Here is a 26,639-nt window from a genome sequence, read left to right on the forward strand (position 1 = left end):
TGGAGGGATAGCAATTGGTTACACTTACGGCATCATATGAAGAATTAACAGAAAGCTCGGCAGTTGCACTCGCAATTAGACTTGGCTTGATCCAAGAAAGCAGTCATTTGACATGTACGGAAATCGGTGACGGGAATTTAAATTACGTCTTTCATATTTTTGATCACAAACAAGAAAAAGGATTGATCATCAAACAGGCCCTGCCCTATGCCAAGGTGGTCGGAGAGAGCTGGCCGCTTACATTAGACCGTGCGAGAATTGAAAGTGCTGCCCTGATCAAGCAGTCAGAATATACGCCGCACCTTGTACCTGCAGTCTATTATTCAGATACAGCTCTTGCTGTGACGGCAATGGAGGATCTATCACACCTGGAAATCGTCAGAAAAGGGCTAATTGCCGGAAAACAATATCCGCATTTATCCGATCATGTAGGAGAATTTTTAGGAAAAACACTTTTTTACACTTCTGACTTTGCCACAAATCCTAAAATCAAAAAACAATTTGTGAAGCAATTTACGAATCCGGACCTTTGTGACATTACTGAAAAACTCGTCTTCACAGATCCTTTCTTTGATAGCGGCACAAATGATTTCGAAGAAGAATTAAGAGAAGCTGCCGAAGCGCTTTGGGCAGATCTTGAAGTGCAGGCCAAAGCAGCCGAACTGAAGCGTATTTTCCTGACATCTGCTGAAACACTCATTCATGGAGATCTTCATACAGGCAGTATTTTTGCAAATGAGACGGAAACAAAAATCATTGATCCAGAATTCGCCTTTTACGGTCCCTTTGGATTCGATATTGGCCACTTTATCGCTAACCTGTTCCTCAATGCTTTGTCTCGTGAGAATGAACACGATCAGCAGCACCTTTTTGACCATGTCATCAATGTATGGACGACATTCAAAGAAGTGTTCGCAAAAGCTTGGAAAGAAGACAGCATTGAAGCATTTAGTGTATCTGACAGTTTTTTAGCAACAACCTTTGACCGTATTTTAAAAGAAGCGGCAGGCTTTGCGGGCTGTGAGCTTGTCCGCCGAACAATCGGCCTTGCTCATGCCGCTGATCTCGATGCGATTCCATCACCATCTAGAAGGATTCAGCAGAAAAAAGCAGCACTAACGCTCGGAAAAACAATGATCAAACAATATCATGCAGTGGAAGCAGCGTCTGACCTCGTCGCATTATTCCATCAATCTGTAAAGGAGTGACGGGTTTTGTCTAAAGAATTTGAAGTCCCCCGTTCTGTCGAATGGGAAGAAAACCATATTAACATTTTGAATCAGCAAAAATTACCGGCCGAAACTGAGTTTGAGCATTTATATACAAAAGAAGACGTGTATGATGCCATTGTCACGTTAAAAGTGCGGGGAGCACCTGCCATTGGCATTACAGCAGCTTTTGGACTGGCGCTCAGTGCCCAAGACATTGAGACAGAAGAAATTGATGTTTTTAAACAAGAAGTCATTCAGATAAAAGAATATTTAAACAGTGCTCGTCCAACCGCTGTGAATTTAGCCTGGGCTTTAGAGCGATTATTGCAGCGCATTGAGCGTGCAGCTTCGGTCAATGCAGCCAAAACAGACCTTGTCCATGAAGCCATTCAAATTCAAATTGAAGATGAAGAAACATGCAGACAAATCGGTCAAAATGCACTCCAGCTCTTTAAATCGGGTGATCGTATTATGACCATTTGCAATGCAGGCTCCATCGCCACAAGCCGGTACGGAACAGCCCTTGCTCCATTTTATTTAGCCAAAAAGAAAAATCTCGATCTTCACATTTATGCCTGTGAAACACGCCCTGTTCTTCAAGGGGCTAGGCTGACAACATGGGAACTCATGCAAGGCGGCGTAGATGTGACGCTCATCACAGATAACATGGCAGCCCATACGATGAAAGAAAAGAAAATTTCTGCTGTCATTGTCGGAGCTGATCGTATTGCCCGTAATGGAGATACGGCGAATAAGATTGGAACGTTAAGTCTCGCCATTTTAGCTAAGCATTTTCAAATTCCGTTTTTTATAGCTGCACCGCTTTCCACCTTTGATGTATCAACCCAAGACGGGGCAGATATTCCAATTGAAGAGCGCGATCCGCTGGAAGTAAAGGAATTAAACGGCGTCCAAATTGCACCGCCTGATGTTCAGGTATTCAATCCCGCCTTTGATGTCACTCCTCACCATCTCATTTCAGGTATCATTACAGAGAAAGGGATTATCACATCGAACTATACAGAAGAGATTGATGCTCTGTTCGCTGAAAACATCTCACTCTGATCATAAAAAAAGCGCCGTGTACTTATTATTTAAGAGCACCGCGCTTTTTTATTTCACTCGTTTTTGCTAAGATTTCTTTTTTCTGTTCTTCTGTCAAAACGTTCATTTTGACACATAGTGATGTGACGGCATACATTTTATTTTTTTTGCCCCAAAACATTCCCTAGCGCCCTCCTTTTTCCCTCAACCAACTTTTTTAGCTTAATAAAAGGATATGTCGCTTGACAAACATTTGGAACAGGTCAATCGATTTATTTTTGAACAAATGGGATACCTTCTAATTCTAGCAGGACCGCTTTCATGTCTGTTTTTGTTCCTGCATAGCCCGTCAGAGAGCGGTCTTTTCCAATCACTCTGTGACAGGGAATAAAAATAGGTAATGCATTGCGTCTGTTCGCTTGTCCAATCGCTCTTACAGCTTTTGGGTTGCCAATCGCTTCTGCAATGTCTGCATAGCTTTTTGATTCACCATATGGAATAGTCGAAAGTGCTTCCCACACCTGCTCTTGAAACGGAGATCCCTTTTGCTTGAGCGGGAGATCGAATACTTGGCGCTCTCCCTTGAAATATTCATCTAGCTGCTTTTTCGCTTCTTGTAATACAGGCGTTTCTTCTTCTTTTAGATCGGCTTTCTGCTTTTTTACTAAAAATGGCTCATCATCAAACATCACCTCGATGATGGCATCGTCTTTTTCTAGTATGTATAATGCCCCAATTGGTGCGTGATAGACGGTATAATACACGTTAGTGCTCTCCTTCTTGTTTCTTCTGCCTCAGTGGAAGCGTGAGATGGAAGACGGTTCCTACCCCTTCCTCACTTTCTACCTCAATCGTTCCTTGATGCTCTTCAATAATTTTATAACTAACCATTAAGCCAAGTCCAGTTCCTCTTTCTTTTGTCGTATAAAATGGTTCCCCTAGACGCTTGAGCTTGTCCTCTGCCATTCCGCAGCCTTCATCCCGCAGTGAAATGACAATATGCTCTTCGCCCTTCCGCTGAATGCTCACATAGACATTTCCTTTTCTCGGCATGACTTCAATTGCATTTTTTAAAATGTTAATAAAGACCTGTTTTAATTGGTTTTGTTCACAATAAATGAGCGGAATCTCATCCAACACATTGAGATGCATTTGAACGTTGCCGAGGTTCGCCTGTGCGTGCAAAAGATCCATCGTGTCTTTCATAATTTGCACCACATTTTTTTCTTCATATACGATGGCTTGCGGTTTCGCTAAAATCAAAAATTCGGTGATGATGGATTCAATTCTTTTCAGCTCAGATGTGATGACATTGAAATAGAGCGAATACTCCCCTTCTATATTCCCTTTTAACAGCTGAATGAAGCCTTTTAATGCTGTCATCGGGTTTCTAATTTCATGCGCAATTCCAGCGGCAAGCTCTCCCACCACATGAAGGGTATCTGATTTTCTCACCCGCTCTTCTAATTCCTTCCGCTCTGTCACATCTCTAAAGATCGCCAAATTCATATTATGAATAATGTTGCGTTTAAAAGAGAATTCCAATATACGCTGATCTGGATGGTTCAGCACAAACGGAACTTCATTGTCCATTTCATCTAACGACATCGCCTGAGCAGGCTGTGCCAAATGTTCAATTTGATAAGGCGCAAGGATATGGAAAAGGTTCATTTCCGTTAAATGATCGTCTTTCAATCCGAGCAGCTCGCTTGCGGATGGATTGACTTCGATAATGCGGTACTGGTTATCAAAAAGAACAATGCCGTCCATTGATCCATTAAATACTTTACGGAATTTGAGCTCACTTTCGCGCAGCTCCTCTTCCATTCTTTTTCGATCACTCACATTACGTAAAATGGTTAAGTGCTGTCCTTCTAATACCGCATGCTTTGATGTAAACTCGAGCTCTTTAAACTGACCATTTGCCATTCTGAACAACAGCTCTTCCCTTATTTCATGATTCCGAATATAACGTCTTCTAGTCGGCCTATATCTCTGATCAGATTTCACGAGAAAGTCTGTGAGTTTCTTGCCAATCAGTGAGTGCATAGGCAATTCAAAAATTCGGCAGGCTGATTCATTGGCTCTCACAATCTCTCCATCATCTGCCCATATGATGATCGCATCCATTGCATTTTCGAAAATTTCTCTAAAGCGTTCCTCACTTTTTAACAGCTTTTCTTCCATTAACCTTTTTTCTGTAATATCCCGCATGATGGACATATAAAAACCGCTCATGACATTTGATGTAATGGTGAGCTCGAATAATTTTTGCTGGCCAGATTGAAGGGTAACGGGAAGCTCTCCCTTGGCTTTCCCTGTTTCTTTAAGTGACGTTAAAAGGTGCTGCAAGGCTGGAAGATTTTCATCTTCGACAAATTCATTTAAATAACGATCGGTTAAATCGGTCTTTTGCAGCTCAAAGCTCTGACAAAAAGAGTGATTGGCGTCGATCATGCAGCCATCCTGATCAAAAATGACCATCCCGTCAATGGCTCGGTCAAACAAATCTTTGAACAGCTGCTCATTCATGGAGCGTTCTCGTTCTAGTATTTTCTTTGAGGAAATATCTCGCATGACCACGATATATTGCTGATTCACGACGTCATGCTCTGCAACAAATTCAATGTATTTTGTTTCCCCGTTTTCAAGCTGAATGGAGATTTCTCTTCTTAACTTTCCTTTTCGAAAAAATAAATCAAGGGAGCATTCAATTTTGTCTTTCGGGATGCCGTATAGGAAATCTAGAACGGATTTATTGAGGAGGTCTTCTTTCGATGTCTGTACAAGCCTGCATGTCGCTTCGTTGGCTTGGATAATATTGAGGTGCTGATCAAATATGAAAATGGCATCTAACGTCTTATTTAACAGCCTCTTTTGCTGCATCAACTCTGTTCGCAAATATTCGTTCTCTTTTTCTAATTTTCTGATATCTTCTGCGCCATCGAGCGTTTCCGTCATTCTCTTACACTCCTTTTCCAGCCTCATTCCTCTACAATATTTCTACAATATTTTCATTGTTCCTTCATTCGACTCATAAAAAAAAATAACTTTTTACACGAAGACTGTCTCATTTATTTCATTTGGATGACAGGATCGAACTGCGATTCTCTTTTCTTACGCTTCTTTTACAACCGTTCTACAATTTCACATCAAATAGCGAAATGAGCCAAAATGTATTTTAAAATGGGGCAAATACGGGAACAGTGCAATAGAACATTTATGTTTGAAATCAAGCAGGAAAGGTGATGTTATGGCATCTTCACGAGATAGTTATTTTGATAATGCGAAATTTCTTCTGATTTTTCTAGTTGTTTTTGGTCATTTGTTACGATCATTCATTCATGATAATGATTGGATGCTCTATTTATACAAGTTTATTTATACTTTTCATATGCCCGCCTTTATCTTGGTTTCCGGCTTCTTTGCAAAAGGCTTTAGAAAGCCAGGTTTTATGAAAAAAGTCGCCGTTAAGCTGATCATCCCATATTTAATTTTTCAGGTGATCTATTCAGTTTACTATTATCTCTTGCAGGATCAAAGCATGACCAATTTAAATCCAATTGATCCGCAATGGTCTTTATGGTTTTTAATTAGTTTATTTTTTTGGAATTTGCTGCTCATTCCTTTTTCTAAACTTCCGTTTCACTGGGCGATGATCGTCAGTTTGTCAATTGCGTTACTTGTCGGTTACGTGGACAGCATCAGCAATACGCTCAGCTTATCGCGTACGTTTGTGTTTTTGCCGATGTTTTTAGCTGGCTTCTATTTAAAAAAGCAGCATTTTGAATTCATCCGTACAAGCAAAGGAAAGCTGGCAGCACTTCTTGTATTAATGGCTGTATTCTTATTTTGCTATTTCTATGAATTTGATTATTCCTTCTTATTTGGATCACAGTCATATGCTTCTCTTGGAGATGAGGGATTGATTGCGGCAATGAAACGAATGGCATGGTACATGCTTGCATTTGGCGCTACATTCAGCTTCTTTGCATTAGTGCCAACACGCCGTTTCTTCTTTACAAAATGGGGCACAAGAACGTTATATGTGTATTTACTACATGGCTTTGTGATCAAGCTGCTTAGAACGACTTGGTTTGACGACTGGGCCCTGAATGCAGCAAGTGTACTGATGTTATTGCTGCTGACCATTCTGTTAACCTTTACCCTATCTAGCACCTTTGTTAAAAACGTTGCACAGCCAGTGATTGAGCTCAAAATGAACAATCTTTTGCGTACAATCACCGGCAGGCAAGGCAGTTATATCAAATAAAAAACGATCCCGCGAGGATCGTTTTTTCTATTTTTCATCCATGTGTCCATTGTGACATTCAGCATCTTTCTTAGGTTTTACAAGAGTATCAATCCATTTGCTGCTGTTGATATCTCCAAGCTCACTGCCAAATTCCTCTTCTAAGATATCTGGGTCCATTGGCCTCTTATGGTCTTTCATGTCCTTGCTCTTCACATGCTTTTTAGTCACGAGATCCTCCCCCTTGTTTCCCTTTGTGAGAATTTCGGTTTGCCTGACGATCTCTTGATTGTTCATCAAATTGGGTTTGTCCTTGATCATGTGCCATGCTTTCTGTCGGTGTCATATTATTTGTCAGTGCTTCATTTTTCGCTGCTTTTCTTTTCATCTGAAATCAGTCCTTTTTTAACATATTTAGTTCTTCTCTTAATTGGTCTAGGAGTTCCTTCATTTGTTTGACCGTCACGGGCTTTTCTTCTGGCTTTAACTCATAGCCAATTTGTCCATTGGCTTCTAGGGTGGCTTTTTTGAGACAGCTGATGTCTGTGATGCCTTGCTGCTTTAAGCGCATTTTGAATTCATCCCTTGTGAGCCTCGTTTTCTTCAGCTTGTGATCAAGCATTTCTCCATCCTGCAAAATGACCACAGATTTCCCTGAAACCAATTTTTCAAAGAAATCAGATTGGATAGACAATTTTTCCATGATGACGAGTGCAATGATAAATGTAGCAGCGGCATAAATCGTTTCAAGTAAATTGTGCTCAATAAAGGGTTGGATAATAATCGATCCGATTGAAATCATGATCACTGTTTGTTGAACAGTTAATTGACTAATGGATTTAGGCCCTGCTATTCTCAGCAGCAAGGTACCAACTAGCAGCATGACAATTGCTTTCCATATTACATCCAGCACGTCTCGTTCACCTCTTACCTATAGATTGCGAACATCTCGCGTGATTTAGCCAGTTAGATAATGGAAATAAAAAAACAGCATTCGCTCGGAATGCTGTTTAGCCAATGATGACACGCTCTTTCGGATAATGGTAATTCGCTTCGCTTTCTCTTCGGCCAATTAAGTACAAGAAGCTTGGAATGCCGATCCGTCCAATAAACATGACCATCATAATGATACACTTACCGAAAACAGAGAGCTCAGAGGTAATCCCTAGTGATAGCCCTGTTGTTCCGAATGCAGAACAGACTTCAAATAAATTTTGAAGAAGCGTATTTTGCTCGGATAAGGTTAATAAGAATGTAGCGCCAAACACCAATATAAAGGCCATCATCGTCACCATTAGAGATTTGTTTATATCCGCTTGATGCAGCTCTCTTTTGAAGATTTTAATGGACTTATTTCCCCGAGCAAAATGAAACAGTGCGAGTAAATTAAGGGCAAAGGTGGTTGTCCGAATTCCGCCCCCAACCGAGCTTGGAGATGCCCCGATAAACATGAGCAGACATAAAAATAACAGCGTCGGTTCTGTCAATTGAGTAATATCTAATGTGGAAAGTCCACCACTTCTTGTGGCGGTCGATTGGAACAATGAATAAAACAAAACTTCGTGCCAGCTCTTCCCTAAAAACGTAAACCGGGCTTCAAGGGCATAAATCCCAATAGCGCCAACAATGACTAAGCTGCCAAACGTAATCGTTGTGATTTTTGTAAACAATGAGAACGATGCGTGCTTTCGGTCCTGATTAAATAAGTAATCCTTTACTTCTACGAGGACAGGAAAGCCAATGGCTCCAAAGATGATCAGCAGCATCGTAATAAATTGGACAAAATAATCATCTTTGTAAGGGATGAGCGAGTTCCCTGTAATATCGAAGCCCCCATTGGTGGTCGCACTAATACTTGAGAAAAAGCCATGTAAGAATGCTGCCTGCACATCGTAATATTTGAGAAAATACATGCTTAAAATCAGACCGCCTACAAACTCAATGAGCAAAATTAAATATAAGACCTGCTTCATTAATTTCACAATTCCTGATAAATTGCTCTGGTTTTGATCTGCCATGATGAGCTTTCTTTCTTTAATCCCGATCCTTTTTCGCATGACAATCCACACAAAGGTACCGAGCGTCATAATGCCGATACCTCCGATTTGCAGGACAAACGCAAGGATCCACATACCTGCCACACTAAATGTTTGGGAGGTATCAACAACGGTGAGTCCTGTGACACTTACCGCACTCACTGCCGTAAATAATGCATCGATAAATGTCCACTTCACCCCATCTTGATGAGCGACTGGCAAACTTAGAAGAATAAATGAGACGGTCACAGCGAGAAAATAATAAAGGGCAATCAGCTGGAAAGCCGATAGCCGGTCAATTAGCTTTTTAATTGGGTTCATTGTCATTCCTTCTTTTAACTTTCATTTTTCAATACTTATCATTTTAATGAAAAGAGACATGATTTTAAAGGTATTTTATGCTTTATTTACTTTTTCATCAAAAAAGAAAAGACATCCTGTAACAGAATGTCTTTTCGTCTCTCTTATTTTGCTTCTAGTCTTCTGATTCTTTCGTTTAAATCAGGGTGTGTTGAGAAAAGAGAAGCTTTTCGTTTACCACTGATTTTAAGCGTAGCAACTGCTGTTTGATCATCATCTTTGATTCTTGACGTATACGCCTCAAGTGAGCGAAGCGCATGAATCATTTTATCTTTACCGGCAAGGTCAGCTCCGCCGCGGTCTGCATGGAATTCACGGTGTCTAGAATATGCAAACACGACAAGGCTTCCTAAGATAGAGAAAATGATTTGGAAAACAATCACTGCGATAAAATGAACAATCGGCACAAGCTCTTCACGCGGAACAAAGCGGCTTGCGATCCATGCCGCAATTCTTGAAAGGAAGACAACGAACGTGTTGACGATCCCTTGAAGCAGCGTCATTGTCACCATATCACCGTTCGCAACGTGAGCAACTTCGTGAGCGATTACACCTTCAACTGCTGCATCATCCATTTCATGAAGCAATCCAGTGGAAACCGCAACAAGTGATCTTCTCTTAGAAGGACCTGTCGCAAAAGCATTTACTTCAGATGATTGATAAATACCAACCTCAGGCATTTTAGAAAGGCCTGCTGCTCTTGATAATCTGTGCACGCGGTCAACAAGCTGCTGCTCATCATATGTTAATGAATCCTTTTCAGGGTTTAACACGCGCACACCCATCATCATTTTTGCCATCCAGCGAGACATTGCAAGTGACATGAACGAGCCAACAAAACCAACAACTGCACTGAATACTAGCAATGCTACAAAATTAATTCCACCATCTGCTCCTATATAAGAACCAACACCAGTTGCTGCACTAATAACCGATAGTACAATACCAATCGTAGTGATAACAAGAATGTTCGTTAATATAAACAGAAATATTCTTTTACCCATACATAACCTCCGCTGTCATATTAAGTTCATTTGAACTTATTAATAAAATTATAAAAATAAACGTCTCAAATTGCAAGGAAAAAGGAATCATTTCCTATGTTTATCATAACGGCTTAAGCCCCGTCACTTCAATATTTACGACATTTGCTACAGCTGAAAAGTGAACAAATTGTGACGCCGCTTTCTGGATTTTAGTTTATTTTGCATTTTCATCAAAAAGAGATTATGATGTTGAATTAGATCAATTATGACGTTTTTGACGTACAAACGAGGTGGAATAATGGGTGCTTTTAAATTAACGAGAATTGACATGACAAGTCTTCTCTATTCTCTAAAAGGAGAGGGAGATCTGACTCCGCTTCAGCTATTAAATTTATCTGTAAAAAAAGACAAACATCACGAACATGACGAGCTAAAAATCCCTTCTTTTTTTGAGAGGCTTGAACGGCGGAAACACAAATCAGAGCATGGACTCTCCACAAATGAAATTGTAGAATTAGGAAACCTATGCGAACTGACTTCTCTTAAATCGACAGCGATTCAAAACTGGATCAAACGTGATATTAAAGATATGATTGGCCACCCTGAGCTTGGAAAGAAGTACTCAATTGATCAGGTCGTTATTTTATTAATTGTTAGAGATTTAAAATCAGTTTTTGACTTTGATGCCATCCGTACCATCTTATCTGCCTTATTTAACACAATTACGGATCGAACTGATGATATTATTAGTCCACTGCGCTTTTATGAAGCATATGCGCATGTCCTTGATTTTATTTATCATCATACTCTTTTTCCGTTAAAAGAAACAAACTTACGGGAAATCACAGAGGAACAGACAGATAAGCTCCGTGAAGAATTTTCTGAATTGACACAGCACCAATGGCATTTGATCAAAGGCATTATCAGTTCAACCGTTTTTTCTGTCTTTACTTCACACTTGCAAAGTACGGCACAAGAAATGATGTTTCATACACTGCAGCATCAGGATACAGAAGAACCGAGGTGAATCATCACCTCGGTTTTTTGTGCAGCAATTGCCAGCATAATTGTACGCTGTTTTCTTCAAAATAAGAAGGCGCAACAAACATGAGGTGAAAGGAGGAATATGGACATGGCAAACCGAAATCAACTTCTTGTTCCTGGAGTAGAACAAGCATTAGATCAATTTAAATACGAGATCGCTCAAGAATTTGGCGTGACTCTCGGTTCAGATACAGTCGCACGTGCAAACGGTTCTGTTGGCGGTGAAATTACAAAAAGACTCGTTCAACAGGCTCAATCACAAATGGGCAATCAATCTAAATAAAAACATGGTGAAATACGCCGGAGCTATTCTGGCGTTTTTTTATTGTTCATATGTGTGCTCATCCCGGTTCTCACGATAAGGGGACGGTACACCTTTTCCTTGCTTCATATGTTCTCTTTTTCGTTCAGCGGACGGCCGTTTCTGATCCCTGTCGTTTTTTTTTGTGTGCTTTTCAGCGCCACCACGTGATGTGCCGTTTGGATTTCTTTTGTCATCAGGTTCCGTTGAGTGATTTTTTTTTTGTTCTTTATCGATAGAACGATCCTTTTCTTCCTTTATTTGATTGTCTTTGCTTTCATCATCAGGTTTTGTTTGGTGAGGCTTTTGAATAGATCCTTGCTCTTCCCTCTCTTGATCCTTCTGCTCTTTGTCTTCAGCTTCAGGAGCCTCTTGATCTGGCTTCATCTCTTCGCTATCGTCTGTCTTGACGTCTTCTTGTTTGTCTTTGTCTGTTTGATCTTCATCATCTTTGTTAGGCTCTTCTTCTTTGACAGCATCACTCTCTGCTGCGTCTTCATCCTTTTGAATGTCTTCTTGTTCTTTGTCTTGCATTTCTTGATTTCTGATATATGTGCCTGTTGAAATGCCTGCCTTTTGAGCTTTTTCTCTTGTTTCCAGGTCACTTTCTACAGTTTCTAGCTTGTAATCGCGCTTTTGATATTCACCAGAGATGGTGTTAATTTTACTTTTGACGTTGGTTTTATATGTATGGTCCTGCTTGTTTTCATAAACCGTTGAAATATAAATGCTCTTAGAGTGGTTCACGTAACCTTTTTTGTCACAGTCATCTATGATTTCCTGCACGACTTTGGTCATGTCGTTTTTTTCCAAATCCTTCATACTGGCCAGTACTTGTTTCGCATCTTTATTCAGTGGTGTGACACCGATCACTTGATAATCGTGATCAAGCTTCAGTTCAAAGCTTGGGTTAATGTCAATTGTCATATATGCATATGCTTTTTGACTTGAGAAAGATGGCATCATAGTAAAAATCACGACAATAATCGCTGCGATTGATAGGATTCCTGCATTTAACGGACGTAAACGAAGCAGGTCAAAAAAACCGGCTCTTTTTCTTTCGAGACGTGATTCATTCGGAAATGTCACTTCTTGACCGATTTCATAGTCTTGCTGTTCATATTTTGTCCGCAGAAATTGTCCATCAGGGGTCAGCAGCGTGACATATTTTTTGTTTTTCTCTACTATAATGCCTCTTCTCATGAATTAAGCACCCCTTTAAGGTAATCTTTCAAATACACATAATCACCCGTCATAATGATCGCCATCGCAATGATGTATTTTCTATTTCTCTCAATCGTTTTGCGGCTGACTTCCACTAGCTTTTCAAGCTGTTTGACTGGTAATTGTTTTTTCTGAAATAAAATGGTTCTGAGCTCATCGTGTTCAACGAGTGTGTGGGCTACTTTAATAGCATTTTGCCTGGCATCTGCATGCTTTGGTGAATGTTCAAGCAGCTCTTGAAACGTGAGACCGTATACTTTTAATCTTTCTTTAAAATGTTCTATTTCTTCTCTTCTATGTTCTTGTTCAATTAAACGTCTATATTCATTTGTAGACAGCTCTGCTTCAATCATGCTTTGAGAGTACTCGCCATTTTCACTTTCTTGCAGGTCCATTTGAACCGTTGGCGCATTTCTCGCTTCTTTTCGAATATAGTCGATCACTTTTCTTTTAATAATTAATTCCGCGAAAGCAAGGAGTGAATTTCCTTTTTCGGCGGAGTATTTTTCTATCGCTTCATTAAAGGCAATTAAGCCTATGCTGAATTCATCATCTTTTTCATCTATATATCGTTTACAAACGGATGAAACCGTCTTAGCGACAAATGGTTTGTATTGCTCTATTAATGCATTTTGCAGCTCGATATCACCTTGTTGAATACTGATAGCCGACTGCTCTAATGTTTGCTTTTTCTTTCCTTTTTTAAACAAAAGGCTAAGCAATGGTTTCACCTCAGTTCTCCCTATATTACTCATTTATGATAGCTAATTTATGAGGGAAGCGCAAAGGAAGAAATGAGGAATTCATTTCCTGTTACTCAATTATGACATGTATATCATCATCTACTTTACAATGTTTCGTCTAAAAGCAAAGAAATAAGGGGGTATCTCCCCCTTATTTGTAATATACGTGTTATGAAAATGAAATGATATTTCTTTCAAAAAACCTACTCTTCTAGGCGTCCCTCTTGTTTTTCCTTGTTTTCTTGCCCGCCTTTTCTTGATGGGCTTGATAAAAACCAGCCAAATGCTGCAATTGCGAGAAGCACTGTCCAGAAAATCACTTTCCATAATGCTGAATGAATAAAATGAGAGGACACGATACCAATGGCTGGATGTGACAATGTATAAAGCGTGAGCTTCACACCAACCCATCCGACAATGACAAAGGCTGCTGTTTCTAGGCTCGGTCTTGTTTTGAGCAGTTTCACAAAGACAGTAGCTGCAAATCGCATGATGATAAGACCGATGATACCACCTAAAAGAATGACAATAAATTGACCGCCATCGAGTCCGCCGATTTGCGGAAGACTCGTTTTCGGCAATGTCACGGCTAATGCGACGGCCGCTAAGATGGAATCTACAGCAAAAGCGATGTCGGCAAGCTCGACTTTTACGACTGTTGCCCAGAAGCCGCTTTGCTTCATGTTTGTGTCTGATTCCTTTTTCTTAAATACGTGCGATTTTAAAATATGGTGAATGGAAATATAAAGAAGATAAATTGCGCCAATGGCTTGAACTTGCCACACATCCACTAAAAACGAAATAAGAAACAGGGAACCAAATCGCATGACAAACGCACCCGCAAGTCCGTAAAACAATGCCTTTTTTCTTTGCTTTTCAGGAAGGTGTTTAACCATCACAGCCATGACCAGCGCGTTATCAGCTGCTAAAATCCCTTCTAATCCAATCAGTACGAGAAGAACCCACCCGTACTCTAAAATAATTGCTGCATCCATCATCATTCCTCCTTGTTTTTATCTATTGTCCCACAACAGACAAAGGCTTATGAATACAAAAAAGACCTTTGCCTGTAATGGCAAAGGTCTTGCTAGACATGTGATATGTAGAATCATGCCAACAAAGCCGATGGAACTTAAGTCCATGTAATGACGACTTTGTTTCCGGTAAAAACCGGACGCTACTCCCCTTTGGTGGGATTTAAGAATATTTAGATTACTTATATCATAATCAATAGACACTGGATTGTCAACAGGTGACTTTCAGTGATTAGGCCGTTGGTGTTTCTGTTTTTCTTTTTCTACGTTTCAGCCATATATAAACAACGAACAACAACACAACCCCGATCCCAATCGGTAAAAGATATGGATCTAACATAGCGCCAACCTCTTTCCAGTTCTCCCCGAGCACAAACCCAAGATACACATACACAAATGTAATGGGCGTAATCGCCAAAAACGTATACAAGCAAAAGACCCACACATTCATCTTGGCAATACCGCACGGGATGGAAATAAGCGTTCTGACCCCTGGAATAAACCGGCCGCTAAAGGCGACGAAACCACCATGCTTTTCAAAGAAAGCATCCGATTTATCAAGCGACTCAGGTTTGACAAAAAAGTACTTCCCATATTTATTTAAAAAGGGTCTGCCGCCATAACGTCCTAACCAGTACAAGGTCAAAGGGCCAGCCACGCCGCCAATGGAGCCGGCAGCCACAACACCGATGAAGGCCATGTCCCCTTCTGAGACCCAGTAACCCGCAAGAGGCAGAACCACTTCAGCAGGAACAAATTCAATGCATAATGCGAGGAAGATGCCAAAGTACGACAAGTTCTTAAAAGCATCAGCTAAAGAAATAATAAAATCTTCGATGTTTATCAATCCCTTTCACACATAATCGTTTGAATGATTCTATCTCTTTTAGAATCACACCATATATTAAACGAATAAAACCGAAGAAACGATTCACTTTTCGTCGTTTTTTTACATTAAATTTGATTTTACTATAAAAGACACGTGAAAAAAACGTTGATTGTGGTATTTAAGTGAAGGAAAAGTGAACACAGAAGCCATTCGATCCGATATATTAAGTATATGTCTGTTTTAAGATACTGGAGGTTTTCTCACATGACCCAATTAACAGGAAGCTACAACGGATGGCTTGTCTTTCTGTCAGTCGCTGTCGCCGCTGTGGCCTCCTACTCAGCTCTTCAGTTAGCCAGCCGAGTGATACAGTCAAGCGGTGCAAAGAAAAAGGTATGGCTGGTCATTGGTGCAATGATCATGGGGATGGGCATATGGTCGATGCATTTTATTGGCATGATGGCATTTCACATACAAACCGGCATCACATATGAAACTCCCTTACTGATTTTATCGATTTTGGCGTCTTTTGTCGGTTCTTTGATCGCATTCTCGATATGCATTCAAGAGCAGCTCTCCATAAGACGGCTGCTCATTAGTTCAATCACCATGGGCTCAGCTATTTGCAGCATGCATTATCTTGGAATGGAATCAATGGCCAATGTCTCAATCAGCTATGATCCAGTCCTCTTTTTTCTTTCGTTTTTCATTGCTGCGCTGGCATCTTTCTTTTCACTGCATCTCTTTTTTCGGCTCCATCGATCCGAGAAGAAAAAGGAGGATCATCTGTTAAAAATAGCTGGTGCACTCGTGATGGGTGGGGCTATTTCTGGCATGCATTATACTGGTATGGCTGCTTCTACTATGTTTTTTCATTCAGATGGACAGTCCGCTGCAGGCGGCTCTCTTGAAATGTCGCCATTCAGTCTGTCGATTTTCATCGGCTTGATGACACTGATTGTCCAAACACTGATGATCTTTGGTGCCTATATAGATCACCGAATCATGAAGCAGTCAGATCAGTTAAAGGAAAATGAACAGCGGTTTCAATCGCTCATTAAACATAATATCGATGGCATTATCGTGTTATCTGTCGATCGAAAGGTGCTTTCTGCGAACGACTCAGGTAAACAAATCTTAAAAATGTGCAATTCTTGGATTGGTGATGATGTCAGTCAATACGTGATGCCGACTGAGATGTGGGAAGAATTTATTTCCCGGTCAAAAAAAGCCATCACACGTGAAGCAGAACTGAAAGCAGCAGATCGTTTTTATTATTATCATGTCACTTACATACCTGTTCATGTCAACAATACACTTGACAGTATTTATCTTGTCTTAAAAGATTTAACGCAGCAGCGGATTGCAGAAAAAGAAATTCATGTCATGGCACATTATGATGCGTTAACTGAGCTTCCTAATCGGCGCCACGCCATCAACCATTTAAATGATGTTCTCTCCGCTCAAGAAGAGACAGGAACATCGACGGCTGTTCTGTTTCTTGACTTGAATCGTTTTAAAATTATTAATGATGCACTTGGTCATAACATAGGAGACTTACTACTTAAAGCAGCTGCAAACAGACTGACACAATGTTTACCGGACAATGGCTTTATTGCAAGACTAGGCGGGGATGAATTTTTAATGATCTTCCCTCACATGGGACATGACACACAAAAAATTGAGCAGCTTTCTCAAAATATCATTCGTCAATTTGAACGTCCTTTTTTCATCCAGAATCATCAGCTCATTACATCTATCAGCATTGGGATCGCCATCTCACCTCAAAATGGCAAAGATGGGATGGAATTGATGAGGAAAGCCGATATGGCGATGTATTTATCCAAAAAACATAAGCAAAGCCGGTATGAGTTCTTTACCGAATCAATGGAAAGATCAAGTGAAGACAGGTTAAATCGAGAGCTTGAGTTGCGGGATGCCATTCAGAGAGAACAGTTTGTGCTTCATTACCAGCCGCAAGTCAGTGCGAAAACAAGAAAGATGACTGGCGTAGAAGCTCTTCTAAGAATGAAGGCACCAGATGGTTCCTTAAAATCACCTGAGGCTTTTATTGAGCTGGCAGAGGAATCAGGGCTGATCATTGATATTGGCAGATGGGTCATTGATACCGCATGCAGGCAGGCTAAAACGTGGTATGACAACGGGCTGAAAATTCCTGTGGCTGTCAATTTATCTGCGAAACAATTCAATTCTGAAGACTTAATTGATTTGATTAAGCTGACACTGAAAAAATACAACCTGACATCGTCACTGCTCGAGCTTGAAGTGACAGAAAGTATGACAATGGACAATATCAAGCAATCAAAACAGGTGCTGACGTCGCTGAAACATCTGGGCGTTCGCATTAGTATTGATGACTTTGGTACAGGTCATAGCTCCTTAAGCTATTTAAAGGATTTGCCCATTCATCGACTGAAAATCGACAAATCCTTCATTGAAGATATTTTAAATGATTCGAAGTCTGAACAGATTACAGGTGCCATTATCGCGATGGGACATCAATTATCTCTCGAAGTCATAGCAGAAGGTGTTGAAACCTTTGCGCAGGCGCAGCTTTTATCTGCGCAAGGATGTGACGACCTGCAAGGTTTTTATTATGCAAAGCCCCTTCCAGCAACCGATATCGAAAAATTCATTGCCTACCCGGCTCATCAGCTGGACACATAAAAAAGGTGCCAATCATGGCACCTTTCAGCGTGTAGACAAACCCTCGCATTCGTTGTCAGTTCTGCGCTCCGATGCTCACGAATGTCAAATTCGCTCTGCTTCGGTGCTCGTCCTTCCTAGACTTCAAAGGTTTTCAGGTCACGCTGAAAAGAAGACAAAGGGCTAAAATAAAGATCATTTTAGCCCTTTGTCAACAATCTGAGAGGTGCCAATCATGGCACCTTTTCGTTCTATCTAAATAATAAATGTTGACTGTGAATGCCTGCTTTTTTCAATAGACTAATCAATTGTTCTTGTTCTTCACGCGAGAGGCCAGAGAACGCACGCGCAATCCGGAGAGAATGAATCGGGTAAATCTTATCAAGATAACTGCGCCCTTTATCCGTTAAATGGGCATAAACCGACCGTTTATCCTTTGGGTCCTGCTCTCTTTCAATGAAACCATTTCGTTCTAATTTGTCAATTACGTACGTCACATTCCCGCTGACAAGCAGGAGTCTTGAGCCGATTTGCTGAAGTTTTTGAGCACCTCTTGTGTACAGCAATTCAAGAACGGCAAATTCAGTTGGATTAAATCCATGCTCTTTGCTGTCTCTAATGCTGTGTTCTGAAACGCTTTTAAATGCTCTTGCAAATACCTTGTAAAGTGTCATTGAACGTTCTACTTCTTCTTCATTAAACGATAGTCTCATCACATATCTACCTCTTATAATATTTTTTTAACTTCAAGGCTTTCTTGCGGTGCAGTTGGAGCCTTTCGTAAAAAATAGAAGTACGTTTTTGAAAACCCTTTCAACCACATAAGTGACTCCATTCGTGTTATGTATAAGATTTCGATATAAACTTATAAAATCCTTCTTATTTTTCACAATCATCTCGAAAAAAAGCTTTTTTAGCAAACCATCAAGATGCGACATAGTTTAACATAATCTGTAAAGAAACTGCGTTTCCTTACACTGTATTCGTCAAATTTCTACAAAATTCAATATTGCTATAATATTAAGCACGCAAAAAAAGAACCCTTTATGTGACATACGCACATTTCAAGGGATTTTCACAAATTACGCTCTGTTTTGTTGAAAAAGAAGTGATACTCTTTTTTTAAGTCACTAATTGTCATGTTCTTGGCCGCATCAGGGCTGTAAACTCCTAATGAACAGAGCTGCTTCGTATAATAATGTCTTTCCTTTGCTAAAGCTTCTGTTAAGATACGCCGCACCGATTATCCCCTCCTATCAAGTGATCTGGACCAGGTGCTTATGAAGAGCTTTTATACAAATCATTTTGTACGGCTCTTAGAAGAGCATGTGCATTCTGACCTGCCGCCTGCATGAATCGCTCCAGTAATTCATCCCTCTTCATATCTAATGCGATGATTTCTTTTGCCATACAGATGATCTGTGTTTGCTCCATCATTTGCTCCTCCTCCTAGTTCAACTCATCATCATTATATGCACGCGCAACACTTATTTCACATTTGTTGTTATCTTTCCTTCCATGGTTTTTTCATTTTTTCGTTTTGTGTTATATTTTCTGACAAATGATAGGTTTTTTTCCTTCTCGTTCTGTATAATATGAAGAAAAGACTTGCAGGGGTGAGTATATGACGCAGGAAGATGTATCTTATAAAGATAAAAAAGTCATTTCAATCGGGATTGTCAGTGAATTAACAGGGCTATCCGTCAGGCAAATCCGATATTATGAGGAACGCAGACTCATCTACCCCCAGCGCTCAACAAGAGGCACGCGTAAATATTCTTTTTCTGATGTAGAACGTTTAATGGACATCGCCAACAAACGAGAAGACGGTGTGCAAACAGCCGAGATTTTGAAAGACATGAAGAAAAAAGAACAGGCATTAAAAAGCGGACAATATAAGAAAAAAATGCTGGAAGGCCAGATTAACGCACACTTCCGGTACAAAAATCGATAAACAAATAAAGATTCGCTTACTCTTTAAAATTAAAGACAAGTGAATGTATGATAACGTAGTAAAAAGAGACAGCGATTGCTGCCTCTTTTTCAACTAAAGCACCTGTTAAGTGCAACGATCTAGTGTTCATCCATTCGTTCAGGAATCGAAACAGTTCGTTCATTGACCACATTCCCCGTGTTTAGAGTCGTTTTGGGCTCAATTAAGAGCAAATGAACTTCTTCTTCAGCAATTGGCTGATGTTCAATTCCTTTAGGAATCACAAGAAACTCCCCTTCATTAAGAGCTATTTCTCTATCCCTAAAACGGATGACTAGATTCCCTTTACATACAAAGAACATTTCATCCTCGTCATCATGGTGATGCCAAATGAATTCACCCTTAATTTTTACCATTTTAATGTATGAGTCGTTCAACTCTCCACTTATTCTAGGATTCCAATAATCATTTATTTGCAAAAATTTCTCTTGGATATTAATCTTTGAAATCAATAGATTCCCTCCTCATTTAATTGGAAACGTCTGTTTTATCTTTTCCTAGTTAAAACTCTCTACCTTTCAATTCTCCTCCTCATGATAAATCTCTTATATCATTAAGTTTACTTATTCTATTGGATCACGTAAAATCAAAAAATAGTGTATAGTTCATCACAATTTGCGATGCAAAAAGGAGCGTTATTTTGGATATTAAATCTTTGGAAATATTTAAAGCAGTAGCTATTGAACAAAGCATTACAAAAGCTGCCGAGAAATTAAATTATGTGCAGTCGAATGTCACTGCACGAATCCAACGTCTTGAACAAGAATTAGGTGTTCCTCTTCTCTATCGATATCACAAGAAGATATCCTTAACGCCTGCAGGACGTGAACTGTTGCCATATGTAAACAAATTACTCTACGATTTTGAAGAAGCAATAGAGGCAGTAAAGCTTTCCTCTACTCCGCGGGGAACTTTACACATTGGATCTATAGAATCAACCGCTTCTACAAGATTGCCAATCATTTTTACAGAATATCATAAGACATTTCCACAAGTAGAATTGAGCATGTATATGGCACCTACTGTAGATCAGGTTAGTGCTATTCTTAACTACAAGGTAGACGGTGCATTGGTTGATGGGCCAATTCTTCATCCGGACATTATTGAGTACCCTGTATTGGAAGAATCACTTGTTCTGATTACAAGCTACTCCCGGGAGGAATTCCAGGTAGAATCAATCTTACATGAACCATTGCTTTCGTCATTCGCGCATTGCATCTATTTGGGGCGTTGGCAGCGATGGTTAGAGAGCAATGGCTACCCTCCTATGAAGGTAATGGAATATGGCACTCTAGAGGGCGTGCTTAAATGCGTTGAAAACGGGCTTGGAGTCACCGTATTACCAAAATCTATGGTTGAATCTCGGATGCAAGGCAGATTTACCTGTCATCCATTACCGGAACCACATAGAATCGTGCCCACTGTGTTTATAAGGCGCCGCGATTCGTACATGACCAGTGCCCTCTCACGATTTATGGAGTTAATGGGCATAACTCATATGTGATCAGGTCATTTGTGGTAAAAAAGAGGATAGATAGAGCGAAGTTCTTTCAGCTCTTCTATCCTTTTAAATAAAATCATTTTAGATTATACCTTGTCTTCTAATAAAATTTTTCATTGAGAGGAAGCGTCAGTTCCTTCAACGACCCCTACAAAGTCAATCCGTACACCGCCTTTTTCAGGATCTTCTATTACCCGCATGGCAAGTGCCTTTTTCTCCCCTTTTTTTTCATCTTCGTAATTCGCATGAAAGACGTGAATGCTGGCTTCTTCCAATTGAAAATCTTCATAAGAAAGCGTCTCTATGCCCCATTCCTTTTTCAGCTTTAGAATGTCATTTGGGCTTGGGACAGCACCTTCAACATAGATGTTTTCTATTTTTCGTTTATCTCCTTCGGTAATCGCTTCAATCATATACTCTGCTGCCACAAGTCTTCTGTCTTTCCCCTCGTCTTCCCTTGAACATGCACCTAGCAATACCATGCACATCAAAATGAATAAAAACTTCTTCATTTTTCTCTCCCACCTTCTCCTTAAAATGTAAAGGATGGAAGCGCTATATGCAATCTTTATTCAAAAAAGACTGTAAAACGTAACGTTTTACAGTCTTCTTGCTACATCAGTGTATGAAGGAATGCTGTTGCAATTCCAAAATAGATCAGTAAGGATAGAATATCATTCAATGTTGTGATCAGCGGGCCAGATGCAATGGCTGGGTCCACGTTTAATCTGTGTAAAATAATCGGCACGACCGTACCTGCCATTGTCCCAATAATCAGTGTTGCAAGCAGTGAGGAGCCGACAACAAAACCTAAAATCATATTGCCCTGCCACACCATTGCGACGACTGTAATAATAATGGAACAGACGATCCCAATGTAAATACTTGTTCTCAGCTCTCTAAAAATAAGACGCATAATGGTTTTTTTCGTTAATTCTTCTTTTGAAAGCCCTCTAATCACGACGGCAAGAGACTGTGTCCCTGTATTCCCTGTCATCCCGGCAATCATCGGCATGAAGAACGCTAAAGCAACGACTTGCTGAAGGGTATCTTCAAAATAATTTAAAATACTGCCTGAAATCAGCCCAATGAACAAGAGCAGAATGAGCCATGGAAGACGGCGGTATGCCGCCACAAATGCCGGCGTGTCGAACGTAATATCTTTACCAGAGGCAGCAAACTTCTCATAGTCTTCGCCTGCCTCTTGAATGACAACATCAATGATATCATCGACTGTAACGATTCCGACTAGGACATTGTTCTCTTCCACAACAGGAATGGCAAGAAAATCATACCGTTCAATCAGCTTTGCGATTTCCTCCTGATCTTGAAAGGCTCCAACGGCAATGACTCTTGTAAACATGAGATCCTGCACCTTTTCATCCGGTTCACCTAAAATGAGATCACGGTATGAGAGAACGCCTACAAGCTGTTTTTGATCATTAATCACATATAAATAGTTGATTGATTCCGCAATTTCTGCAAAGCTTTTCAGCTTCACAACGGCATCCTGCACCGTATAATGCTGAGGAATCCAAACGTACCGGTTGGTCATGATCCGTCCCGCTGTCTCAGCAGGGTAATTCATAAGAAGCTGGACGGCCTTTGATTCCTCTGCTTCCATGTTAGATAAAAGCTGATCCTTTAGCTCATCCTCCATCTCATCAAACAAGTTGGCTAGATCATCGTTATCCATTTTGTTTGTGACGAAGGTAGCTTTGTCTTTCCCTACTTTTTCAAGAACGATTTCTTGGTATTCCCGCTCCAGCTCACCCATCATTTCTGTCACGTCATCGACTGGTAAAAAGCTGAGGAAGCGGCCGCGGTGTTTTTCTGGAAGCTCTTTAAATAAGTAGGCCATATCATATGGCTGAAGTTCTTCCATGATGTTTTTAAATTCTTTGCGTTTTCCATCTCTTAGTAAAATAATGATGCGTAAAATGAGTTCATCGTACGTAATATTTTGTATCATCGCTGTTACCTCCCCAAAGTCAGGAGATACCCGAATCCCTTAGAATGTGCGGGGGTCAGGATCTCCTCTATCTGATGTCTCAATCTGATCTTTTGACATATTCTCTATGTGTCTCGAATCGGGATGATCCATCCCCACACCTCCTTTTCCCATAAAAAAGCACCTTCAACCGAATGAAGGCGCTTTGTAAGCATAACAAAATAAACACTTGCTCCTTCAATCGTAGAGCTTTAGCACTGTATGGCATAGGAAAAATCCAGCTGCATTAAAAATCACCTTATGTCGATGATTTCTGTTGACCCATTGGCGTCTTTGGACATTTTTGGGCAGCAGCGTATCTCCATACAGGAGCCTCACCTAACGAAGTCTCATATTGTTGACACACTGAGATTACAGAAAAAGCGCAGTGATGTCAATAAGCAAGATGCCAAGTTTCCTCATGTATTCGCTTACTTTTGAAAAAAAGAGCGATAGACAAAGTTGACCATCGCCCTTTCATGTCTTTTATTCCTCTTCTGGCTGATTCATATCCTCTTGGGAGAGGAGATGAAAGGAATCATGCAAAAACAAAGCATATCCTTCTCCATCAGGATGCGGAACATATTCCGCATGGTCCATTGTCTGCTCTTCTTCTTTTTTCTTCATATTCTCTCGCCTCCTTTCCCGTAGTTTGTCCCAATGAAAAAACCTTACACATGAAAGTGTAAGGTTTGGTGATGGCTTAATCATCCCATTCTTGCTTCAGGATTTTGCCTGTTTTAGCGGAAATCTCAAAATCAACTTCCTCGCCGTTTGGTGTGGTGATTTCGACTTCATACAAGTACACACCATTTTCTTTATCTAAATCAGAATCTGTGACTGTTCCTTTTACTTTTGCAAGGGCAATTTTTTCAGCCTGCTTTTTAGTGATTTTCACATTCTGTTTCTTTTCTTTGACTGGATCGTTCAGCGCTTTTCCTGTTTTCGCATCGACATATACTTTATATTCAAAGCCGCCTTTTTTAATCTCGACCTCATACACCCATTTTCCTTTTTTACGCTCAAGATCCACATCGTCCACATACCCTTTCACCACTTTTAGGGCTGCTTTTTCTGCTTGTTTCTTAGAGACAAACGAAGATTTCTTTTGCACCACTTGCTCCGCGTGTGCTGTTTGATTTGTATTTTGCGCTTGAAGTGTGAAACCACCTGCGACAAGAGTTCCTGTTAATGCTGTAGCTACTAGTACTTTTTTCATCATGTTCATGTCCTCCTCTATTTGATTTCTCCTTTATCTTAAAGAAACAAGATGATAAAGAAAGGAAAGAAACATGAGAAAATCATGAGAAAAGGATTAGTTTTCGTACGTAATACCTTCAATGTCTCCTGTATATGCGTTCACAAGCACCTCTGCCTCTCGCCCGTCAGGCAAATCCAGCTCCACCTCAAAGACGAGCATACCGCTAAATGTTTCAAGATCTGCATCATCCACTGTCCCTCCGACTTCTTTTACCGCAATTCGGATGGCTTCTTCAACCGTGATTTTCGTCAGTTTCTTTTCTTTAGAGGTTGGTTTTTTCTTTTCTGCTTCAAGCACCTTAAACGTTTGCTTGTCGACATCGACTTGATATAATTCTTTTTTTGATTGGATCGTAAAGATAAAACGATCTGACTTTTCTTTCTTTTGGATGACAGTACCGCTTACTTTTTTAACAGCCGCTTCCTCTGCCTGGAGCTCAGCATTTTTTTCATTTGGCTTTTGATAGCTTTTGATCTGTCTGATTTCTTTCATTTGACCGCTTGCAGAAGATGCAATGATTTGATAGATGCCATTTGCATTTTCCAGCGTCAATGTATAGTCCTGTTTATGATTGATTAAATCAATATTTGTAATGTTTCCATTGTAGTCTTTTGCGATGATTTTTTTGATTTCTGCTTCACTTAATATTTTTTGATCAATGGTTTGAATCATGAGCATTGCAAAGGCAGCAAGAACGACGAGACATCCTGCGAGCGCAAGCACCATTTTTGTTTTTCTAGACATGCAGCGCCTCCTTCCTATTTCCTATTTTATAAGGAGGAAATGAGAAATTGATGAGAAAAGACCTATTTTATTTCCGGAAAAGAATGGTCATGGTTGTCCCTTCGCCGATTCGGCTGTCTACCTTCAGCTCAGCTCCATGCTCTTCTGCAATTTGCTTCGCAATTGAAAGACCAAGACCCGTTCCGCCCGTCTCACTGTTTCTTGCTTCATCCACACGGAAAAAGCGGTCAAAGATTTTCGGCAAATCCTCTTCTTTTATGCCAATCCCATGGTCAACGACTGAAATAAACGGCTTCTCTCCCGCCCATCCGCATGTCACATCAACTGGCTCTGTACTATATTTGACCGCATTATCAATCAAGATGGTCAAAAGCTGTTTGATTTTCTCTTCGTCTCCTTCCGCAATAAGCGGCTGATCTGTTTGCACATGAGTTTGAATGGTTCGATTGGTGGCTACTTCAAGTGTATGGCATATCTGCTTGCACAAATGACCAAGATCGACTGGCTTCATATCCACATATAGAGGCTGACCATTTTTCGCCAGTGTCAGCAATTGATCTGTCAGCCTTTTCATTTTTTTCGCTTCATCATGAATCGCTTGGGAGGATTCTTCTATAACTTCTGGACGTGTCTGTCCCCAGCGTTTTAGTAAATTACTGTAGCTCATAATGACGGTAATCGGTGTCTTCAATTCATGAGAGGCATCATGCAAGAATTGCTGCTCTTTCTCATAATGCTTCTCGAGGATTTCTGACATTTCATTAAAGGTTTGTCCCATTTGATACAATTCATCCTTTGAATCGCCTGCTAGTTTGATTCGTTTAAACGCCTTCTCCTTCATACTTGCCTTCATGGTGCTCGTCAATCGACTAATCGGCCGGACGATTTGTTTTGTTAAAATGTGGCCTGCAAAATAAGAAAGCACTATAATTAAAACGCCAGCAGCGATTAAAATCATTCTTAATAACGCCAAATTCTCTTCCGTATTTTCGATTTCTTCATATACTTGAAGCGACACAATCTCTCCATTTGTCCAAATGACCGGAATCGCAGCGAACGCAGTCATATGCTTGTTGTATTCTTTGATTTCTGCTGTCTGCCCAGATTCATATGTGAAAGGCAGTGAACTAAACGTTGACTCCTTTGTGACAGTCAGCTTTGATTCACCCGTTTCTGTCACGACACGGATCATGCCATTTTGGGGCAAGTACGCTTTCAGAAGCTCCGAAGATGGAAGACCTTCTTCTTCTGATTTTTTTAAAGCAATGGCGATATTTTCAGCCACCTCAGACAGCCGGGACATATCTTTTTGCGTCAAGGTTATCGAAAAAATAAAATAAATGGCTGTATGAAATAAGAGCACCATTAAAAACAAAGACAACGACGTATAAAGCTGGATCTTATTTTTTAATCTCATTC

At 40.3% G+C, this 26,639-nt stretch carries 30 protein-coding genes and 2 riboswitches; of the genes, 8 read left to right on the top strand and 22 right to left on the bottom strand.

The window, feature by feature from the left end; translation table 11 throughout:
• Positions 1–14: 14 nt before the first annotated feature.
• A complete protein-coding gene (mtnK, locus tag C6Y03_RS03105) occupies positions 15–1,208 on the top strand; it encodes an S-methyl-5-thioribose kinase (RefSeq protein WP_106038806.1) in 1,194 nt (397 codons plus the stop codon).
• A gap of 6 nt (positions 1,209–1,214) precedes the next feature.
• Positions 1,215–2,276, top strand: a complete 1,062-nt coding sequence (mtnA, locus tag C6Y03_RS03110) for an S-methyl-5-thioribose-1-phosphate isomerase (RefSeq protein ID WP_106038807.1) — start codon at positions 1,215–1,217, stop codon at positions 2,274–2,276.
• Between the two features lie 25 nt (positions 2,277–2,301).
• Here the strand turns inward: mtnA and C6Y03_RS19465 are convergent, their stop codons facing one another.
• From C6Y03_RS19465 to C6Y03_RS03120, 3 genes are all read right to left on the bottom strand, one after another.
• Entirely contained in the window at positions 2,302–2,436 is a 135-nt protein-coding gene (locus C6Y03_RS19465; RefSeq protein WP_258182057.1) for a hypothetical protein, read from the bottom strand.
• 91 nt (positions 2,437–2,527) lie between these two features.
• On the bottom strand, positions 2,528–3,019 hold the full coding sequence (locus C6Y03_RS03115; protein ID WP_066030983.1) for a methylated-DNA--[protein]-cysteine S-methyltransferase: 492 nt from the start codon (positions 3,017–3,019) through the stop codon (positions 2,528–2,530).
• A gap of 1 nt (position 3,020) precedes the next feature.
• Positions 3,021–5,216 carry a PAS domain-containing sensor histidine kinase gene (locus C6Y03_RS03120; RefSeq protein WP_060596110.1) on the bottom strand — a complete coding sequence of 732 codons (2,196 nt, stop codon included), beginning with the start codon at positions 5,214–5,216 and terminating at the stop codon, positions 3,021–3,023.
• Positions 5,217–5,508: 292 nt separating this feature from the next.
• On the opposite strand from C6Y03_RS03120, the gene C6Y03_RS03125 reads away from it, so the two are divergent.
• Entirely contained in the window at positions 5,509–6,528 is a 1,020-nt protein-coding gene (locus tag C6Y03_RS03125) for an acyltransferase family protein (RefSeq protein WP_106038808.1), read from the top strand.
• Positions 6,529–6,555: 27 nt separating this feature from the next.
• Here C6Y03_RS03125 and C6Y03_RS03130 read toward each other — a convergent pair whose 3' ends face one another.
• The 5 genes from C6Y03_RS03130 to htpX form a co-directional block, all read right to left on the bottom strand.
• Positions 6,556–6,738 (bottom strand): hypothetical protein, encoded by a 183-nt coding sequence (locus C6Y03_RS03130; RefSeq protein WP_034662925.1) that lies wholly within the window; start codon positions 6,736–6,738, stop codon positions 6,556–6,558.
• Positions 6,731–6,895: a hypothetical protein gene (locus C6Y03_RS19095; protein WP_012009727.1), complete on the bottom strand. Its 165-nt coding sequence runs from the start codon at positions 6,893–6,895 to the stop codon at positions 6,731–6,733. Before C6Y03_RS19095 ends, C6Y03_RS03130 begins: the two co-directional genes overlap by 8 nt.
• Before the next feature lie 6 nt (positions 6,896–6,901).
• Positions 6,902–7,420: a DUF421 domain-containing protein gene (locus C6Y03_RS03135; protein ID WP_034662926.1), complete on the bottom strand. Its 519-nt coding sequence runs from the start codon at positions 7,418–7,420 to the stop codon at positions 6,902–6,904.
• Positions 7,421–7,517: 97 nt separating this feature from the next.
• Positions 7,518–8,864 carry a TrkH family potassium uptake protein gene (locus C6Y03_RS03140; RefSeq protein ID WP_081311421.1) on the bottom strand — a complete coding sequence of 449 codons (1,347 nt, stop codon included), beginning with the start codon at positions 8,862–8,864 and terminating at the stop codon, positions 7,518–7,520.
• Positions 8,865–9,007: 143 nt separating this feature from the next.
• Positions 9,008–9,907 carry a protease HtpX gene (gene htpX / locus C6Y03_RS03145; protein ID WP_034662931.1) on the bottom strand — a complete coding sequence of 300 codons (900 nt, stop codon included), beginning with the start codon at positions 9,905–9,907 and terminating at the stop codon, positions 9,008–9,010.
• A 280-nt stretch (positions 9,908–10,187) separates the two neighbouring features.
• Here htpX and C6Y03_RS03150 point away from each other — a divergent pair, with 280 nt between their 5' ends.
• Positions 10,188–10,916: a DUF1836 domain-containing protein gene (locus tag C6Y03_RS03150; RefSeq protein ID WP_034662934.1), complete on the top strand. Its 729-nt coding sequence runs from the start codon at positions 10,188–10,190 to the stop codon at positions 10,914–10,916.
• A gap of 105 nt (positions 10,917–11,021) precedes the next feature.
• Entirely contained in the window at positions 11,022–11,216 is a 195-nt protein-coding gene (locus tag C6Y03_RS03155; RefSeq protein ID WP_003211343.1) for an alpha/beta-type small acid-soluble spore protein, read from the top strand.
• A gap of 39 nt (positions 11,217–11,255) precedes the next feature.
• Here C6Y03_RS03155 and C6Y03_RS03160 read toward each other — a convergent pair whose 3' ends face one another.
• From C6Y03_RS03160 to C6Y03_RS03175, 4 genes are all read right to left on the bottom strand, one after another.
• Positions 11,256–12,437: an anti-sigma-I factor RsgI family protein gene (locus C6Y03_RS03160; protein WP_106030758.1), complete on the bottom strand. Its 1,182-nt coding sequence runs from the start codon at positions 12,435–12,437 to the stop codon at positions 11,256–11,258.
• Positions 12,434–13,189: an RNA polymerase sigma factor SigI gene (gene sigI, locus C6Y03_RS03165; protein ID WP_034662939.1), complete on the bottom strand. Its 756-nt coding sequence runs from the start codon at positions 13,187–13,189 to the stop codon at positions 12,434–12,436. The genes C6Y03_RS03160 and sigI overlap by 4 nt, the downstream gene beginning before the upstream one ends.
• Before the next feature lie 215 nt (positions 13,190–13,404).
• Positions 13,405–14,196 carry a TerC family protein gene (locus C6Y03_RS03170; RefSeq protein WP_106038809.1) on the bottom strand — a complete coding sequence of 264 codons (792 nt, stop codon included), beginning with the start codon at positions 14,194–14,196 and terminating at the stop codon, positions 13,405–13,407.
• A gap of 31 nt (positions 14,197–14,227) precedes the next feature.
• A riboswitch (yybP-ykoY riboswitch) is annotated at positions 14,228–14,399 on the bottom strand.
• A 68-nt stretch (positions 14,400–14,467) separates the two neighbouring features.
• Entirely contained in the window at positions 14,468–15,082 is a 615-nt protein-coding gene (locus C6Y03_RS03175) for a DedA family protein (protein WP_034662945.1), read from the bottom strand.
• A 246-nt stretch (positions 15,083–15,328) separates the two neighbouring features.
• On the opposite strand from C6Y03_RS03175, the gene C6Y03_RS03180 reads away from it, so the two are divergent.
• Entirely contained in the window at positions 15,329–17,752 is a 2,424-nt protein-coding gene (locus tag C6Y03_RS03180) for a bifunctional diguanylate cyclase/phosphodiesterase (protein ID WP_106038810.1), read from the top strand.
• 230 nt (positions 17,753–17,982) lie between these two features.
• Here C6Y03_RS03180 and C6Y03_RS03190 read toward each other — a convergent pair whose 3' ends face one another.
• From C6Y03_RS03190 to C6Y03_RS19100, 3 genes are all read right to left on the bottom strand, one after another.
• Positions 17,983–18,447, bottom strand: coding sequence for a MarR family winged helix-turn-helix transcriptional regulator (locus tag C6Y03_RS03190; protein ID WP_088004396.1), 465 nt, complete (start codon positions 18,445–18,447; stop codon positions 17,983–17,985).
• Positions 18,448–18,806: 359 nt separating this feature from the next.
• The gene (locus C6Y03_RS03195) at positions 18,807–18,971 is read right to left on the bottom strand and encodes a hypothetical protein (RefSeq protein WP_034662950.1); all 165 of its coding nucleotides are present in this window, start codon (positions 18,969–18,971) and stop codon (positions 18,807–18,809) included.
• Positions 18,972–19,009: 38 nt separating this feature from the next.
• A complete protein-coding gene (locus C6Y03_RS19100; RefSeq protein ID WP_162839372.1) occupies positions 19,010–19,165 on the bottom strand; it encodes a hypothetical protein in 156 nt (51 codons plus the stop codon).
• A gap of 190 nt (positions 19,166–19,355) precedes the next feature.
• Here C6Y03_RS19100 and C6Y03_RS03200 point away from each other — a divergent pair, with 190 nt between their 5' ends.
• Positions 19,356–19,685 (top strand): MerR family transcriptional regulator, encoded by a 330-nt coding sequence (locus tag C6Y03_RS03200; RefSeq protein ID WP_012009715.1) that lies wholly within the window; start codon positions 19,356–19,358, stop codon positions 19,683–19,685.
• A gap of 119 nt (positions 19,686–19,804) precedes the next feature.
• Here C6Y03_RS03200 and C6Y03_RS03205 read toward each other — a convergent pair whose 3' ends face one another.
• Complete coding sequence (locus C6Y03_RS03205) at positions 19,805–20,176, bottom strand: cupin domain-containing protein (RefSeq protein ID WP_080869519.1); 372 nt, start codon at positions 20,174–20,176, stop codon at positions 19,805–19,807.
• Positions 20,177–20,364: 188 nt separating this feature from the next.
• Here C6Y03_RS03205 and C6Y03_RS03210 point away from each other — a divergent pair, with 188 nt between their 5' ends.
• Positions 20,365–21,228 carry a LysR family transcriptional regulator gene (locus C6Y03_RS03210; protein ID WP_066030989.1) on the top strand — a complete coding sequence of 288 codons (864 nt, stop codon included), beginning with the start codon at positions 20,365–20,367 and terminating at the stop codon, positions 21,226–21,228.
• Between the two features lie 110 nt (positions 21,229–21,338).
• Here C6Y03_RS03210 and C6Y03_RS03215 read toward each other — a convergent pair whose 3' ends face one another.
• The 6 genes from C6Y03_RS03215 to C6Y03_RS03240 all read right to left on the bottom strand — a co-directional run bounded on the left by C6Y03_RS03215 (position 21,339) and on the right by C6Y03_RS03240 (position 26,637).
• Positions 21,339–21,737 (bottom strand): hypothetical protein, encoded by a 399-nt coding sequence (locus C6Y03_RS03215; protein ID WP_106038811.1) that lies wholly within the window; start codon positions 21,735–21,737, stop codon positions 21,339–21,341.
• A gap of 101 nt (positions 21,738–21,838) precedes the next feature.
• Positions 21,839–23,197 (bottom strand): magnesium transporter, encoded by a 1,359-nt coding sequence (mgtE, locus tag C6Y03_RS03220; protein ID WP_034662959.1) that lies wholly within the window; start codon positions 23,195–23,197, stop codon positions 21,839–21,841.
• A 208-nt stretch (positions 23,198–23,405) separates the two neighbouring features.
• A riboswitch (M-box (ykoK) riboswitch) is annotated at positions 23,406–23,569 on the bottom strand.
• A 132-nt stretch (positions 23,570–23,701) separates the two neighbouring features.
• Positions 23,702–23,842, bottom strand: coding sequence for a hypothetical protein (locus C6Y03_RS19105; RefSeq protein ID WP_003212346.1), 141 nt, complete (start codon positions 23,840–23,842; stop codon positions 23,702–23,704).
• A gap of 76 nt (positions 23,843–23,918) precedes the next feature.
• Positions 23,919–24,437, bottom strand: a complete 519-nt coding sequence (locus tag C6Y03_RS03230) for a PepSY domain-containing protein (protein ID WP_034662966.1) — start codon at positions 24,435–24,437, stop codon at positions 23,919–23,921.
• A gap of 93 nt (positions 24,438–24,530) precedes the next feature.
• The gene (locus C6Y03_RS03235; protein WP_106038812.1) at positions 24,531–25,220 is read right to left on the bottom strand and encodes a PepSY domain-containing protein; all 690 of its coding nucleotides are present in this window, start codon (positions 25,218–25,220) and stop codon (positions 24,531–24,533) included.
• A gap of 67 nt (positions 25,221–25,287) precedes the next feature.
• Entirely contained in the window at positions 25,288–26,637 is a 1,350-nt protein-coding gene (locus tag C6Y03_RS03240) for a HAMP domain-containing sensor histidine kinase (protein WP_106038813.1), read from the bottom strand.
• Between the last annotated feature and the right edge of the window lie 2 nt (positions 26,638–26,639).

Origin of the sequence: Bacillus sp. LNXM65 (genome assembly GCF_002998575.1) — a bacterium.
Lineage (GTDB): Bacteria > Bacillota > Bacilli > Bacillales > Bacillaceae > Bacillus.

What these genes read in the sequence shown, in the direction of transcription:
- C6Y03_RS03240 (WP_106038813.1), bottom strand. Translation starts at nt 26,637, where the DNA reads ATGAGATTAAAAAATAAGATCCAGCTTTATACGTCGTTGTCTTTGTTT.
- C6Y03_RS19465 (WP_258182057.1), bottom strand. Translation starts at nt 2,436, where the DNA reads ATGTTTTGGGGCAAAAAAAATAAAATGTATGCCGTCACATCACTATGT.
- C6Y03_RS03215 (WP_106038811.1), bottom strand. Translation starts at nt 21,737, where the DNA reads ATGAAGAAGTTTTTATTCATTTTGATGTGCATGGTATTGCTAGGTGCA.
- C6Y03_RS03120 (WP_060596110.1), bottom strand. Translation starts at nt 5,216, where the DNA reads ATGACGGAAACGCTCGATGGCGCAGAAGATATCAGAAAATTAGAAAAA.
- C6Y03_RS03140 (WP_081311421.1), bottom strand. Translation starts at nt 8,864, where the DNA reads ATGAACCCAATTAAAAAGCTAATTGACCGGCTATCGGCTTTCCAGCTG.
- C6Y03_RS03155 (WP_003211343.1), top strand. Translation starts at nt 11,022, where the DNA reads ATGGCAAACCGAAATCAACTTCTTGTTCCTGGAGTAGAACAAGCATTA.
- C6Y03_RS03125 (WP_106038808.1), top strand. Translation starts at nt 5,509, where the DNA reads ATGGCATCTTCACGAGATAGTTATTTTGATAATGCGAAATTTCTTCTG.
- C6Y03_RS03235 (WP_106038812.1), bottom strand. Translation starts at nt 25,220, where the DNA reads ATGTCTAGAAAAACAAAAATGGTGCTTGCGCTCGCAGGATGTCTCGTC.
- C6Y03_RS03150 (WP_034662934.1), top strand. Translation starts at nt 10,188, where the DNA reads ATGGGTGCTTTTAAATTAACGAGAATTGACATGACAAGTCTTCTCTAT.
- C6Y03_RS03180 (WP_106038810.1), top strand. Translation starts at nt 15,329, where the DNA reads ATGACCCAATTAACAGGAAGCTACAACGGATGGCTTGTCTTTCTGTCA.
- C6Y03_RS03160 (WP_106030758.1), bottom strand. Translation starts at nt 12,437, where the DNA reads ATGAGAAGAGGCATTATAGTAGAGAAAAACAAAAAATATGTCACGCTG.
- htpX (WP_034662931.1), bottom strand. Translation starts at nt 9,907, where the DNA reads ATGGGTAAAAGAATATTTCTGTTTATATTAACGAACATTCTTGTTATC.
- C6Y03_RS19100 (WP_162839372.1), bottom strand. Translation starts at nt 19,165, where the DNA reads ATGGAGCAAACACAGATCATCTGTATGGCAAAAGAAATCATCGCATTA.
- C6Y03_RS03170 (WP_106038809.1), bottom strand. Translation starts at nt 14,196, where the DNA reads ATGGATGCAGCAATTATTTTAGAGTACGGGTGGGTTCTTCTCGTACTG.
- C6Y03_RS03200 (WP_012009715.1), top strand. Translation starts at nt 19,356, where the DNA reads ATGACGCAGGAAGATGTATCTTATAAAGATAAAAAAGTCATTTCAATC.
- C6Y03_RS19095 (WP_012009727.1), bottom strand. Translation starts at nt 6,895, where the DNA reads ATGAAAAGAAAAGCAGCGAAAAATGAAGCACTGACAAATAATATGACA.
- C6Y03_RS19105 (WP_003212346.1), bottom strand. Translation starts at nt 23,842, where the DNA reads ATGAAGAAAAAAGAAGAAGAGCAGACAATGGACCATGCGGAATATGTT.
- C6Y03_RS03230 (WP_034662966.1), bottom strand. Translation starts at nt 24,437, where the DNA reads ATGATGAAAAAAGTACTAGTAGCTACAGCATTAACAGGAACTCTTGTC.
- mgtE (WP_034662959.1), bottom strand. Translation starts at nt 23,197, where the DNA reads ATGATACAAAATATTACGTACGATGAACTCATTTTACGCATCATTATT.